This window comes from Glutamicibacter uratoxydans (genome assembly GCF_006539925.1).
Classification (GTDB): Bacteria; Actinomycetota; Actinomycetes; order Actinomycetales; family Micrococcaceae; genus Glutamicibacter; species Glutamicibacter uratoxydans.
This window is the reverse complement of record NZ_BJNY01000002.1, coordinates 139,088-151,608: the sequence shown is the minus strand read 5'-3', so window position 1 is coordinate 151,608 and position 12,521 is coordinate 139,088. Positions and strand designations below refer to the sequence as shown.

Genomic DNA, 12,521 nt, shown 5'->3' with positions numbered 1-12,521 from the left:
ACACCCATGGCAATTGATCCAAACCAGCGCTTCGTCCCGGTCATCCTGGGCGGAGACATCGGCACCTACACCCTGGCTCGCGAATTCTACGAGGCCTACCAGGTGCGCTCGGTGGTGCTTCCCGCCTCCGGCAACGGCGTCATCGAGCACTCGGTGGCCATCGACCTGCGCCCCATCGGCTCCATGGCCGACGAGGCCAAGGTGGTCGACGCGCTGGTCGCGCTGGCCCAGGAGCTCAAGGGCCAGGCGCAGCGCCCGTTGATGCTTTTCGGCTCGCTGGACTTCCACATCATGCTCATTGCCAAAAACCGTGCAGCGCTCGAAGAGCACTACGCGATCCCGTACCCTCAGCTTGAGGTCATCGAGGCCGCCGCGCTGAAGGAGAACTTCTACGCGCTCGCCGACCGCCTGGACATCGCCCACCCGCGCACCGCCGTGTACCGGCCGGGCGACGTGCTTTCCGAATTGGCGGGCGGATTGACCTTCCCGCTGATCGGCAAGCCGTCCAGCTCGGGGGACTGGATCGCCGCGAAGTTCGAGGGCAAGCAGAAGATCCACACCCTTGAGAACTTCGGCCAGCTCGAAGCGCTGATGAACAAGATCGACGGCGCAGGCTACCGCTCCGGCTACATCCTGCAGGAATATGTTCCGGGCGGCGACGACGCCATGCGCCTGTGCACCTACTTCGCCACCCAAGAGGAAAAGGTCATCTTCGCCGGCTATGGAGAGGTGGTCATCGAGGAGCACGCGCCGCTGGTGCTGGGCAATTCAGCCGCCATCGTCACTGGGCGCAATGACCAGATGGCCGCCGACGGCGCCCGCATGCTCGAAGAGCTGGGCTGGCGCGGCATCGCCATGATCGATGCGAAGTACGACCACCGCGACGGAAAAATCAAGTTCTTCGAGATCAACCCGCGCCTAGGCCGCAACCACTTCTACCTCACCGCCGCCGGGGTGAACCCGGCCCGCTTCTACGTCACCGAATTCCTCGGACCCGAGTTCGACGCGGACAGCGTCGAGACCAGCGCGGTAGTTGACACCGCGGCGGGAGTGCTGCAGCTGAGCCGCGAGCAGCTGTTCACCGTGCTGCCACATCAGCTGCTGCGCCGCTTCCTGGACAGCGACACCGGGCGCAAGGCAGCGGTGCTGCTCAAGGCCGGCAAGGTGTCCAACCCCTTGAAGTTTGCTCCGGAGAAGAATCCCCGCCGCAAGCTCTATCTGCTGCTCAACGCGGTCAACCACTACGTGAAGTACAAGAAGTTCCCGCCGCGCAGCATGTAGAACGCCAACGGGAAAAGCTGTGTGGAGTGGCGGAATTCTTGCGCAGTGAGATCTTGGCCTCGAAGCTCGACGTTGCAGAGCTAGGCTATTAGAATTGGTATACCATGTTAGATTCATCGAAGAGCCGCCCTCCTGTTTCCCGCACCTTCAGCGTTCTGCTGGTGATCGCCATCGTCCTAGCGGCGTTGAACCTGAGGCCTGCCGTGACCTCGCTGGGTGCACTGCTGGGCCCGGCGATCGAAGGCCTGCAGATGAACGGCTTCATCGCCGGAATCATCACCGGCGTCCCACCGCTGTGCTTTGCGCTGCTCGGGCCGCTCGCGCCCAAGCTGGCAGGCAAACGCGGCCCGGAGCTCGTGGTCATGGGAGCCATGGGCGCCATCCTGGTGGGCATCCTGCTGCGCTCCGTTGCACCTGAAACGTGGACCTTCCTGCTGTGCACCGCGCTGGCGCTGGCAGGCATTGCCATCGGCAACGTGCTCATGCCGGTACTGGTCAACCGCTGGTTCCCGCACAAGCTGGGGCTGGTTACCGGCGCATACACCACCTCGATTTCCCTGGGTGCCGCGGTGGTCGCCGGCGTTGCTGTGCCGGTGAACGAGGCACTGGGCGGCAACTGGCGCGTAGGCCTGGCCGCCTGGGGAATCCCCGCTCTGGCGGCGCTGGTTGTCTGGCTCATCGTCTTCCTTGGGCTGCGCTCGCAGATCGCCGCGAAGAACGCGGGGCTGAAGCGAGAGGCGTCGACCCAGACTCCCGTGGGCCCGATGTCCAAGAACGCCACCGCCTGGTGGGTCGCGGTCTTCTTCGGCATGCAGGCATCGGTGGCCTACATCTTCATGGGATGGGCTCCGAAGATCTTCACAGACCTCGGCGTGAATCCGGCTTCGGCGGGCGTGCTTTTGGCAATCATCATGGGCGTCGGCGTGCCGCTGGCCTTTGTGATGCCGTCCCTGGCCTCGCGCTTCCCGCACCAGGGTCCGCTGGTGATCATCAACGGCGTGGCCGGGATGATCGCGATTGCCGGCATGCTGACCATTCCCGTCCAGGGCGCCTACCTCTGGGCTGTGCTGCTGGGCGTCTGCGGTTCGAACTTCCCGCTCGCGCTGACCATGATCGGCTTGAAGTCGCGCACTGCCGCCGGCGTTGCCAAGCTCTCGGCCTTCGGGCAATCGGTGGGCTACCTGTTGGCGATCCCGGGCCCTTTCGCGGTGGGTGCGCTGCATGAGGTGACGCAGTCATGGACTCCGTCGATCTGGCTGCTCGGCACCCTCATTGTGCTGCAGACCGTCACCGGAATGATGGCGGGACGCCCGCGCTACGTCGAGGGCGAGCACCGCATCGAAATCCACTAGCTGGCGACTTCTCCGGCCGCCGGCCCCTGCTGGCCCACGCTCTTCTCGAAGCCAAGGTGCGCTTGGCTGCCGGCGACCCGGCCCGCAAGCATGGCTCCGGCGCTGCCGGCGGCGGTGCGGTTGCGGCTGCGCTGCAGGAACGGGTACTGCTCGGAAACGAAATCATCCACCTGTTCCTTGCGGCCCACCAGCACCAGCTCGGTGCCGCTGCCCGACTGCTCGGTTTCCTGTGCATACAGTTCCCTGATGCGAGAGGAAACCTGGAACAGGAAGCTGCGCTGGAACTCCCTGCGCTCGATGCGCTTCTCCGAATCAGTGCGTTCCCAGGGCCACATCTTGCCCTCGGCCTCCCACCAGCGGCTCATCGCCACGCCCGCCTGCACCAGCAGCGAGGAGAACAGCGTCTTGACGGTGTTGACGTCTGATTCGTGGCCGATGATGTACAGCCGGCAGTAGTTCGAATAGTTGGTCTGCAGCATGGTGATCGTCGGGAACGCCTGGCCGATGGCGCTCAGACCATCGCGCTGGCCCAGCCGGTAGCTGCCGCGGATGTCGAAGCGGGCCTCGATGATCGGCTCCTGTTTCTTGCCCTGCTTGGCATCCACCGCATCCAGCTCCGCCTTGCCGATGCCGTAGCGGACCATGAGCCGTTCGGCGTGTTCCTGGAAGGCCTGCGCCTCGGGAGGGTAGGGCGTATTTTCTGCCTTGTTCAGCAGCAGCGCGATGCGTTCCTTCAAGCGGTTGAGCTTGGTTTCAGAGATGCTCATGATGCCTTCCTTGCGGTGCCGGCGGCGGATGCTGCCCGGTCGGTGATGCTGTTGGCCCCAGTCTGACAGCCCGCCGGGAGCCCCGCGGCTCTGGCCGGACCTGTTGTGGATAACTGCCTGCGGCGATCCCTAGCCCGGGTCGGGTTCTGCGCGTAGAGTGAATGAACCTGACCGGCCGCACGGCCCGTGCCGCTGCTGTCGAACATGATCTATGGGAGGTTGAAATGGGCGATTTTCGGGCATACACCATGGAAGAGCGCAAAACATACCTTGCGCCATCATGCCAGCGCTGCGGGCAGCACCGCCACATTGTGTGGGAGAAGGTTCCGGATACCGAGACCTACCTTCCGCGCGACGCCGGCTGCTCCAACGAGGCCTGCACAGCCTAGCTCCGCACGCCCAGCGCGGTGGAAATCTTCGCCGAGGCTTCATGCAGCGCCGAGGCCACCTTCGCCTCGTCCACCTCGCGCGGCGGGTAGATGACGGCGATGGCCGCCGGCTTGCCCTGAGGCAGCGCCAGCGGCACGGCGATCGAGGTCAGCCCCGGGATCACCTCGTCATGGCTGGATTCGAAGTCCTTGGCGGGGAAGTCCTGGGGGTGCAGCTGCGAGCGGATTACGCGCCCCGGCGCCCCGTTGTCGATCGGATGGCGGGTGCCGGGGCGCTGCGCCACGGTGGCATCCGCCGCGCGCGGCTCAGCGGTGCTCAAGGTGACAGCTTCCTCCCCGTCAAAGACCACCAGCAGGGAAGTCATCAGCAGCTCGTCGCTGAGCGCTGCAAGGTGCGGCGCGGCGGCCGATTGCAGGGACTGGGCGACATTGCGGGCCAGCGCGCCAAGGCGGGCGCCGAGTTCCAGCTCTCCGGAGGCGGTGCGCTCGACGAACCCGTACTGCTCGAAGGTCTTCACCAGGCGGTAGGCCATGGAGCGGTGGATCCCCAGCTGCGCGGCAAGGTCTGCGACGCTGAGCGGGCTGCGCGCTTCGCCGATCAGCGTCAGGGCTTGGAGCCCGCGGCCCAGGGTCTGGGAGCCGCCTTCAATATTGGACTTGGGGGCAGTGCTCATACATCAATCTTTTCATCGCTGCTGGAAAACCCCGCGTCGAAAGCACTTTTGGTGACCTAGGTCCAAGGGTGCTGTGATGCAGGTCTTGAAGACAGCGTACTTCAAAGATAGGCTTGTATCTATAGTTACAACCGTGTCGCAAATATAGAGACAAAGATGTTTGTGCGACGCTCAAAGGGAGCCAGAATATGCAGATTCACCACAGGGGCTATGTCTCCGGAGATCCACGCGTCAAGCCAGCCGCAGGCTACGGCATTGACCGTCCAACTGAAATCCCAGACCAGATGGATGTGCTGATCGTCGGCACCGGACCTGCCGCCTCGGTGGTCACCGCACAGCTTTCGCGCTTCCCCTCGATCAACGCCCGCGCCATCGAACAGCGCCCGGGCCGCCTCGAAGTGGGCCAGGCCGACGGCATCCAGGCCCGCTCCGTGGAGACCTTCCAGGCTTTCGGCTTCGCCAACGAGGTCATCGAAGAGGCCTACCGCAACGTTGAAATGTGCTTCTGGACCCCGGATCCGGAAAACCCGCAGAACATCAAGCGCCACTCCCGTGCCGCCGACGACTCCACCGGCATGAGCGAGTTCCCGCACATCTACGTCAACCAGTCGCGCATCCTTGACTACTTCCTGCGCGACGCAGAACGCGCCCCGGGCAAGATCGTCCCGGACTACGGCGTCGAGTTCCTTGACTGCCAGATTGACCCGAACGCCGAATACCCTGTCACCGCGCGCATCAAGTACACCGCGGGGGAGCGCGCGGGCGAAGAGCGCACCGTTCAGGCCAAGTACCTGGTCGGCGGCGACGGCGCCCGCAGCCAGGTGCGCCGCTCGCTGGGCCACAAGCTGCACGGCGATGCCTCCATGCATGCCTGGGGCGTCATGGACGTCATGGTCAACACCGACTTCCCCGACATCCAGGTCAAGTGCTCCATCCAGTCCCACGAGGCCGGCAACATCCTGCTGATCCCTCGCGAGGGCGGCTACCTGGTCCGCTTCTACGTGGACCTGGGCGAGCTGACCGCGGAAGACGCCGGCGCCATCCGCAACACCCCGGTGGAGGAGATCATCGCCACCGCGAACCGCATCATCCACCCGTACACCATGGACGTGAAGAACGTCGCCTGGTTCTCCGTCTACGAGGTAGCCCACCGCATCACCGACGGTTTCGACGACGTGGAGGACGAGGAGCGCGGCACCCGCTGTGCCCGCGCGTTCATCATGGGCGACGCCTGCCACACCCACTCGGCCAAGGCCGGCCAGGGCATGAACGTCTCCATCCAGGACGGCTTCAACCTCGGCTGGAAGCTGGCAGCGGTGCTGGAAGGCCGCGCGCCGATCTCCCTGCTGGACACCTACGCCGAAGAGCGCAAGGTCATCGCCCAGGACCTGATCGACTTCGACAAGGAATGGTCCACGCTGATGGCCAAGTCCGTCGACGACTGGGAAGACCCGGACGAGCTGGAGAAGTACTACACCAAGACCCAGGAATTCCCTGCCGGCTTCATGACCCAGTACACGCAGTCTGCGATCACCACCTCGCTGGCCAACCAAGATCTTGCCCCGGGCTTCCCGATCGGCAAGCGCTTCAAGTCCACCGAGGTCATCCGCCGCTCGGACAACCGCTGGCGCCACCTAGGCCACCTGCACGAGGCCGACGGCCGCTGGCGCGTCTACGTCTTCGCCGACGCCGCCGCTCCGGCGCTGGAAGGCACCGACATGGCTGACTTCGCCGCCTGGTGGGCCAACGACGACGCCTCTCCGCGCAACCTCTACACCCCTGCCGGCGGCGACGAGGACGCCGTCTTCGACGTGAAGGCCGTCTACCAGCAGGACTACACCGAGGTGGAGCTGCACGACGTGCCGCTGACCTATCAGCCGCTGAAGGTTCCCTTCGGTCTGCATGACATCAACCAGGTCTTCTCTGCAGGCCACGGACGCGACATCTTCCGCGACCGCGAGATCAGCCGAGACGGTGCAGTCGTCGTGGTCCGCCCGGACCAGTACGTGGCAGGCATCTTCCCGCTGACCGCACGCGAAGAGCTCGCAGAGTTCTTCGCCGGCAACATGATCCCTGTGGAAAACAGCATCAAGGGCTAGCCTCTACGGCCTGCTCCAGCCAGTCCAGCAGCCGACCATCACCTGCACGGTAATGGTCGGCTGCTGCTGTTAAGGTCGGATCATGAGCGCATTTGCCGATATGCTTCCGCTGCGGCGGATCACCGAGCACCACCTCGCACCGCCGCTGGAACGGGACCAATGGCCAGCCACCATCCCCGCCGTGCGCCAAGTCCTGGACGAGGGGCTGGATTTCTCTGCGCTGACCGTCCTGGTCGGCGAGAACGGCGCCGGCAAGTCCACCTTGGTGGAGGCGATCGCCGCGGCCTTCGGAATGAACGCCGAGGGCGGCACGGTCAATGCCATGCATGAAACCCAGGCCACCGAGTCCAAGCTCAACGAGCACCTGCAGCTGGTGCGCTCGGCAGGAGGATCGCGCCAAGGGGTCTTCCTGCGTGCAGAAACCATGCACGGGCACTTCGCCTACCTGGATTCGATCCTCTCGCGCGGCAAGCACAACTTCCAGAGCCACGGGGAATCATTCATTGAGTTCTTCACCGACAGGGCGCCGATCAACGGCCTGTGGATCTTCGATGAAGCCGAATCCGCCCTGTCATTCAACGGCTGCCTCATGCTGCTCTCGCACATCAGCGACCTGCTGCGCGCCGGATCCCAGGTCATCCTCTCCACCCACTCGCCAATTCTCGCCTCGCTGCCCCAGGCAACCATCTATGAACTGGGCGATTGGGGAATCCGGCGCAGCAATTACGACGAGCTGGACATGGTGCGCAGCTGGCGTTCATTCCTCGACGCGCCGGGGCGCTTCACCCGCCACTTTCAGGAGTAGCGCCGCCAGCTAGCGCAGCACGAAGCCCGGTGTGAGGTCGTCGCGCGGGTCGACGATGAACGTATGTTCTCCGGTCTGGAAGGCAGTGCCAGTGACCTGCGGGATCACCGGAGGGTAGCCGTTGGCCTGTACCTGTTCTAGGAAGACAGCTTGGAAAGTGGAGCCGACGATTGATCCATGCTCCAAGACCTGCCCCGGTGCCAGCACGCCGCGCTCGGTCAGCGTTGCCACCCGCGCGCTGGTGCCCGACCCGCAGGGGGAGCGGTCGACTTCGCCGTCGGCAAAGACCGTGGCATTGCGCTGGGTCACCCGGGAATCGGTGGACAGGTCCTCAAAGACAATCGTTCCGTAGATGCCGCTGAGGCGGGGATCGCTGGGATGCTGTGCGTGCACCGAGTCGTTCAGCGCCCACTTGATTTCGCGGCCGATCTCGATGATCTTGCCGTAGTTCTCCGGGGTGACGCTCAAGCCCACCGAGGCGGCGTCGAGCTGCGCGTAGATCGCGCCGCCAAAGGTGACATCCACCAGGACCTCGCCCAGTGCGGTCGGCACGGATACGTCCTTGGCCAGGACATAGCTCGCCACGTTGATGAAGTCGGCGTGCGTCACCTCGCCTGAAGCATTCGTGTGGACCCGGGCTACCACCCGGCCCGAAGGAACATCGATCACCACATCGGTAACGCCCGAAGGGTCGATGGTGACCTTGCCGTGTTCCACGGCCCAGATGCCAAGTGCGATGGTTCCGTGTCCGCACGCGGTGGAAAAGCCGTCCTTGTGCCAGAAGAGCACGCCGAAATGCGCTCCTGCGTCATTGGGCTCCGTGATGAAACCTCCATACATGTCGGCATGGCCTCGCGGTTCAAAGCACAGGATTTTGCGGATGCGCTCAACCTGTGGGTCGTTCATGGCAAAGACGCGCTTTGCAGGGACATCTGCACCTTCGAGCACAACAGGAAGCTCGGTGATGATTCGAAATGGCTCGCCGGCGGTGTGGTAGTCGATGCTGTGAAATTTCTCGGTGTTCATGGCTCTTCCCGGTGAGGCGCTGAGGTTTGGCTTCACGCTATTGAGCTCACAGTTGCAGTGTCAACGTGGCCAGCGAAGGCCTGAAGCCTTCCAATGAAGCGTGTCATGTTTTCCGCCAGTAGTAAATCTTAATCTGACTAGCGATTTTGTGGATCTTTTCGGAAGGTCTGGCCATGTTCGGCGCCTTGCCTTCTGACAGGTACCCGACATTCCACCACCACTTTTTACTCAGAATCGCAGGAGGCTTGAGAAGAAAAGCACCGCAGAATTCGGGAACCGAAACCACTTCCCCTAGAGTTAAACATGCAAAACGAAGGGAAGTCACGTGGCCAAGAAACAATCAATTTGGGCTCGCATTTTCGGCATCGGCAAAGCCAACGCCAATGCGGCAATTGACGCGCTGGAAGATCCGAAGAAGATGCTCGACCAGACGGTCCGCGACTACACCAACAACATCGCAGAAGCGGAGCAGGCTGTCGCCCAGACCATCGGCAATCTGCGCATGGCAGAAGACGACCTGGCCAAGGCGCAGACCGAAGCCAAGGACTGGGGCTCCAAGGCCCTGGCCGCCTCGAACAAGGCCGAAGAATTCGCCGCTGCAGGGGACACTGCCAACCAGGACAAGTTCAACCAGCTGGCTACCGTTGCCATCCAGCGCCAGATGGCCGCGGAAAAGAAAGCCAATGCGCTGGCCGCAACCGTGGGCACGCAGAACGAAGTGGTCGAGAAGCTCAAGGCCGGCCTGAACACCATGCAGACCAAGCGCCAGGAACTGGTTTCCAAGCGCGATGAGCTGGTGGCCCGCGCCCGCAATGCCAAGACCCAGAACCAGATGATGGACACCATCAAGGCCCTGGACATCAACGACCCAAGCAGCGAGATCAGCCGCTTCGAGCAGAAGATCCGCGAAGACGAGGCCAAGGTCCGCGGGGCCGCTGAACTTGCTGCTTCCTCGCTGGATTCGCAGTTCGCAGCGTTGGAAGACTTGGGCGCCGCCACCGAGGTGGAGGCCCGTTTGGCGGCGATGAAGGCAGTCAACGCGCCGGCAGCCGACATTCTTGAAGAAGCCGACGGGGCGCAGGCGCTGGAAGCCGGTGCTCCCGAAATGTCTGAAATCGAAGCGCGCCTCGCTGCCATGAAGAAGAACCAGGCCTAGAACTTCTACCAAAGCCGCGAAAGAAACGCACCGAGTTCTTCTCGGCAGCAAGAGAGCCCGGACGAGGGTGGAAGATTCCACCCTCGTCCGGGCTCTCGCGTTATCTGCGGTTTGCCGCGGCTACTTGCTGTTCGTCGGCGCTCCGCCGGGAAGCAGCACCGCGCTGCCTGCCGAGGTCGTGACGCTGATGGTCCGCGGCGACGAGCTTGAGGTCTGCAGGCCGTTGTCGATGCTGCCTGCCGAGGAGCTGCTGGCCACCTTGTAGGTGGTGTCGGGGACGGTCAGCTGCAGCAGGCCGGCGCTGACTCGGCCGTCGATCTGCTCGGGAGCGGTGCCGGAGAGCTTCGCATCAAGTCTTCCGGCAGAAACATCCAACTTGGCCTGCTTGACATCCGACAGGTTCATATCTGCTCGGCCGGCGCCGAGATTCACATCGAGGTTTGCCGCCGAGCCATTGAGCAGCAGCAATCCGGCGCTGACGTCGATCTTCAGGTGATTGAAGTTGCCGTCTGCGTTGAACTGTCCTGCGCCCAGGTTGAACTTCGCATCAACGCTGCCGTCGTTCAGCTCCTGCGGCAGGGTCAAGGTGATCTGGTTGTCGTCCTTGGTGCAGCCGAAGAAGCAGAAGTTGAACCAGTCAGCTGGCGGTCGGACTTCAAGGCTCTGCCCGTTGCGTTCCAGAGACCATTCCTTGCCATTGGAACTGCGGACGTCGAGCACCGCCTGGTCGGTGGGGGCGAATTCCAGAGTGAAAGTGCCAGTGGTTGCCGCCACGTCCAGGGAGGTGACGCCCTTGGCATCCACGCTCTGCACCACGTGGCTGGTATTCAGCGTGGCAATTGCCTGGCGGGTGGTGCTGATCAGCATGGTCATCAGGGCGATCACGCCCAAGACCGCAAGGATGATGTTCAGCGGCTTGGCCGAGCCGCGTGGGGCTGTCTGTGCGGGAGGCAGCGGGTTCATGGTCGGCGTGCTCATGGGTTTGTCCTGTCTGTGCGGGTGGTGCCCAGGTTTTCGATGTGGGCCAGGGCCGCCAGCACGCGCCGGTTGCCCGTTCCGTCTGCTTCCAAGCCGAGCTTCTGGAAGATGGAAGTGATGTACTTTTCAACGCTCGCCTCGGAGAGGAAGAGCAGGGAGGCGATGGCCTGGTTGGATTTGCCTTCGGCCAGGGCTGCCAGCACCGTGCGCTCGCGGTCGGTCAGCTGCTGCATCTTGGCGTCGTGGTTTCTCCTGGTCAACAGCTGTGCCACCACTTCCTGGTCCAGTACGGTGCCGCCGCCGGCGATCTGCTCCAGCGAGGCGATGAAGTCCGAAACATCAGCCACGCGGTCCTTGAGCAGGTAGCCCAGGGAACCGGACTGCGCGGCGATCAGCTCCGATGCGTAGCGTTCCTCCACATATTGGGAGAGCACCAGCAGCGGCAGGTCGGGGAAGCGGGCGCGGATGGCCAGCGCCGCCCTGATGCCCTCGTCCGTGTAGGTCGGCGGGAGCCTGACATCCAGGATGCAGATCTGGGGGAAGCTGTCCGGTGCGGCCTGCTCAAGGAAGTCCATGAGCCCGCTGGCATCCGGCAGATCTGCCACCACCTGGTGCCCGGTATGGGCCAGCAGGCGCACCAGGCCCTCGCGCAGCAGTACCGAGTCTTCGCAGATTAGGACGCGCATGGCACGTTGACCTCCAGTGCAGTTGGGCCGCCCTGCGGGCTGTCCAAGGTGAATGTTCCGCCGGCCGCGGCGACCCTGTTGGCGATGCCGTCGAGCCCGCCGCCCGGGGTGATGCTTGCGCCTCCGGTGCCGTTGTCTTCGATGCGGGCCCACAGGGTGCGCTGCCCGTTCTCATCATTGCGTTCGCGCACCGTGACCCGGCAGCTTGAGGCCCGCGAGTGCTTGGCCGCATTGGTCAGCGCTTCGGCGATGGCAAAGTAGAGCGCTGCTTCCGCGTGGCGGGCGTAGCGCCCGGAGAGCTGCACGTCGAGCTGCACCGGGATGTGCGAGCGGCCGGCGATGGCAGACAGTGCGGCGTCCAGTCCGCGGTCGTCGAGCACTGAGGCGTAGATGCCGCGGGTGAGCTGGCGCAGCTCGGTGATGGCTGACTTGGTCGAGGCATGCGCCTCCGCCACCAGCGCCTTGGCCTGCTGTGGGTCGGTGTCGATCTGCTGGTGGGCCAGGCCCAGAGTCATGGCCACGGAGACCAGCCGGGGCTGGACCCCGTCGTGCAGGTCGCGTTCAATGCGGGCGCGTTCAAGTTCGGCGGCCCGCAGCGCTCCTTCGCGCTGCACCGTGGTGGTGCGAACGCGCTCGGTCAGCTGGGTCTGCAGGGCGCTGGAGCCGATGATCGACACGGTGATCACGCGGTGCAGGAAGATCATTCCCACCGCCAATCCGGCGCCGAGCACGCCGACCAGCGCCATCCACGGCGCGTCGGCGGCGGCCACCGATAGGCCGAAGGGGCCGGTAATCGTCTCTGCTTCGGTCAGCGGGGCGAACGCGGTGATGCCCAGGCGCACCGCCCATTCGATCCCGCCGAGCATCGTGGCGCCCAGGAAGCAGGAGACTGCGAAGCTGCCGAAGGCCGCCCACATCCGCCCGTGGCCCAGGTTCTTGAGCAGCGAACGGACCCAGGGGCCGAAGCCCGGAGCCTGCTGGGGGATCCAGAACAGGTCTGGCACAGGCAGCCCGTAGAGCTCTGCAATGCGGCGGTTCTCCATGCGGGCAGTGCCGAAGACGGCGTAGAGCAGCCCGGTGAGCAGGACCAGCCCCAGTCCCAGCAGCAGGGTGAAGCCCAGGCCTGCGGCGAACCAGGCGGCAAGGAGAGAAATGAACACCACGCCGAAGGTGCCAAGCGCTGCCAGTTGGAGGAGGGTGGGCCAGAATCTCAGGCCCGGCCGAGCTGGCAGCATGCCCGGGATTCCCTGCTGTGTTGAAGTCATGGTTCAACCTTAATTTGAGCTGCAAACTTCGAACACCGAGGGA

12 protein-coding genes are annotated in these 12,521 nt (G+C 64.0%); 6 read left to right on the top strand and 6 right to left on the bottom strand.

Going from position 1 to position 12,521, the window contains the following annotated elements; translation table 11 throughout:
• The first annotated feature begins 6 nt into the window (after positions 1 to 6).
• A complete protein-coding gene (locus AUR04nite_RS02520; protein ID WP_141361621.1) occupies positions 7 to 1,281 on the top strand; it encodes a carboxylate--amine ligase in 1,275 nt (424 codons plus the stop codon).
• Between the two features lie 104 nt (positions 1,282 to 1,385).
• A complete protein-coding gene (locus tag AUR04nite_RS02515; RefSeq protein ID WP_141361619.1) occupies positions 1,386 to 2,633 on the top strand; it encodes a CynX/NimT family MFS transporter in 1,248 nt (415 codons plus the stop codon).
• Here AUR04nite_RS02515 and AUR04nite_RS02510 read toward each other — a convergent pair.
• Positions 2,630 to 3,400: a DUF2786 domain-containing protein gene (locus AUR04nite_RS02510; protein ID WP_141361617.1), complete on the bottom strand. Its 771-nt coding sequence runs from the start codon at positions 3,398 to 3,400 to the stop codon at positions 2,630 to 2,632. The genes AUR04nite_RS02515 and AUR04nite_RS02510 overlap by 4 nt on opposite strands.
• A 224-nt stretch (positions 3,401 to 3,624) precedes the next feature.
• On the opposite strand from AUR04nite_RS02510, the gene AUR04nite_RS17820 reads away from it, so the two are divergent.
• Positions 3,625 to 3,789, top strand: coding sequence for a hypothetical protein (locus AUR04nite_RS17820; RefSeq protein ID WP_170184053.1), 165 nt, complete (start codon positions 3,625 to 3,627; stop codon positions 3,787 to 3,789).
• Here the strand turns inward: AUR04nite_RS17820 and AUR04nite_RS02505 are convergent.
• Entirely contained in the window at positions 3,786 to 4,463 is a 678-nt protein-coding gene (locus tag AUR04nite_RS02505; RefSeq protein WP_141361615.1) for an IclR family transcriptional regulator, read from the bottom strand. The genes AUR04nite_RS17820 and AUR04nite_RS02505 overlap by 4 nt on opposite strands.
• 188 nt (positions 4,464 to 4,651) lie before the next feature.
• On the opposite strand from AUR04nite_RS02505, the gene AUR04nite_RS02500 reads away from it, so the two are divergent.
• A complete protein-coding gene (locus AUR04nite_RS02500; RefSeq protein WP_141361613.1) occupies positions 4,652 to 6,562 on the top strand; it encodes an FAD-dependent monooxygenase in 1,911 nt (636 codons plus the stop codon).
• Between the two features lie 82 nt (positions 6,563 to 6,644).
• Positions 6,645 to 7,367, top strand: a complete 723-nt coding sequence (locus AUR04nite_RS02495; protein ID WP_141361611.1) for an AAA family ATPase — start codon at positions 6,645 to 6,647, stop codon at positions 7,365 to 7,367.
• A gap of 9 nt (positions 7,368 to 7,376) precedes the next feature.
• Here AUR04nite_RS02495 and AUR04nite_RS02490 read toward each other — a convergent pair whose 3' ends face one another.
• Positions 7,377 to 8,393, bottom strand: a complete 1,017-nt coding sequence (locus tag AUR04nite_RS02490) for a proline racemase family protein (RefSeq protein ID WP_141361609.1) — start codon at positions 8,391 to 8,393, stop codon at positions 7,377 to 7,379.
• A 325-nt stretch (positions 8,394 to 8,718) separates the two neighbouring features.
• On the opposite strand from AUR04nite_RS02490, the gene AUR04nite_RS02485 reads away from it, so the two are divergent.
• On the top strand, positions 8,719 to 9,549 hold the full coding sequence (locus tag AUR04nite_RS02485; protein WP_141361607.1) for a PspA/IM30 family protein: 831 nt from the start codon (positions 8,719 to 8,721) through the stop codon (positions 9,547 to 9,549).
• Positions 9,550 to 9,669: 120 nt separating this feature from the next.
• Here AUR04nite_RS02485 and AUR04nite_RS02480 read toward each other — a convergent pair whose 3' ends face one another.
• From AUR04nite_RS02480 to AUR04nite_RS02470, 3 genes are read right to left on the bottom strand one after another with little or no spacing between them, the layout of a single operon-like run.
• Positions 9,670 to 10,527 carry a DUF4097 family beta strand repeat-containing protein gene (locus AUR04nite_RS02480; RefSeq protein WP_141361605.1) on the bottom strand — a complete coding sequence of 286 codons (858 nt, stop codon included), beginning with the start codon at positions 10,525 to 10,527 and terminating at the stop codon, positions 9,670 to 9,672.
• Entirely contained in the window at positions 10,524 to 11,213 is a 690-nt protein-coding gene (locus tag AUR04nite_RS02475; RefSeq protein ID WP_141361603.1) for a response regulator transcription factor, read from the bottom strand. Before AUR04nite_RS02475 ends, AUR04nite_RS02480 begins: the two co-directional genes overlap by 4 nt.
• Positions 11,201 to 12,478: a sensor histidine kinase gene (locus AUR04nite_RS02470; protein ID WP_141361601.1), complete on the bottom strand. Its 1,278-nt coding sequence runs from the start codon at positions 12,476 to 12,478 to the stop codon at positions 11,201 to 11,203. The genes AUR04nite_RS02475 and AUR04nite_RS02470 overlap by 13 nt, the downstream gene beginning before the upstream one ends.
• Positions 12,479 to 12,521: the final 43 nt, after the last annotated feature.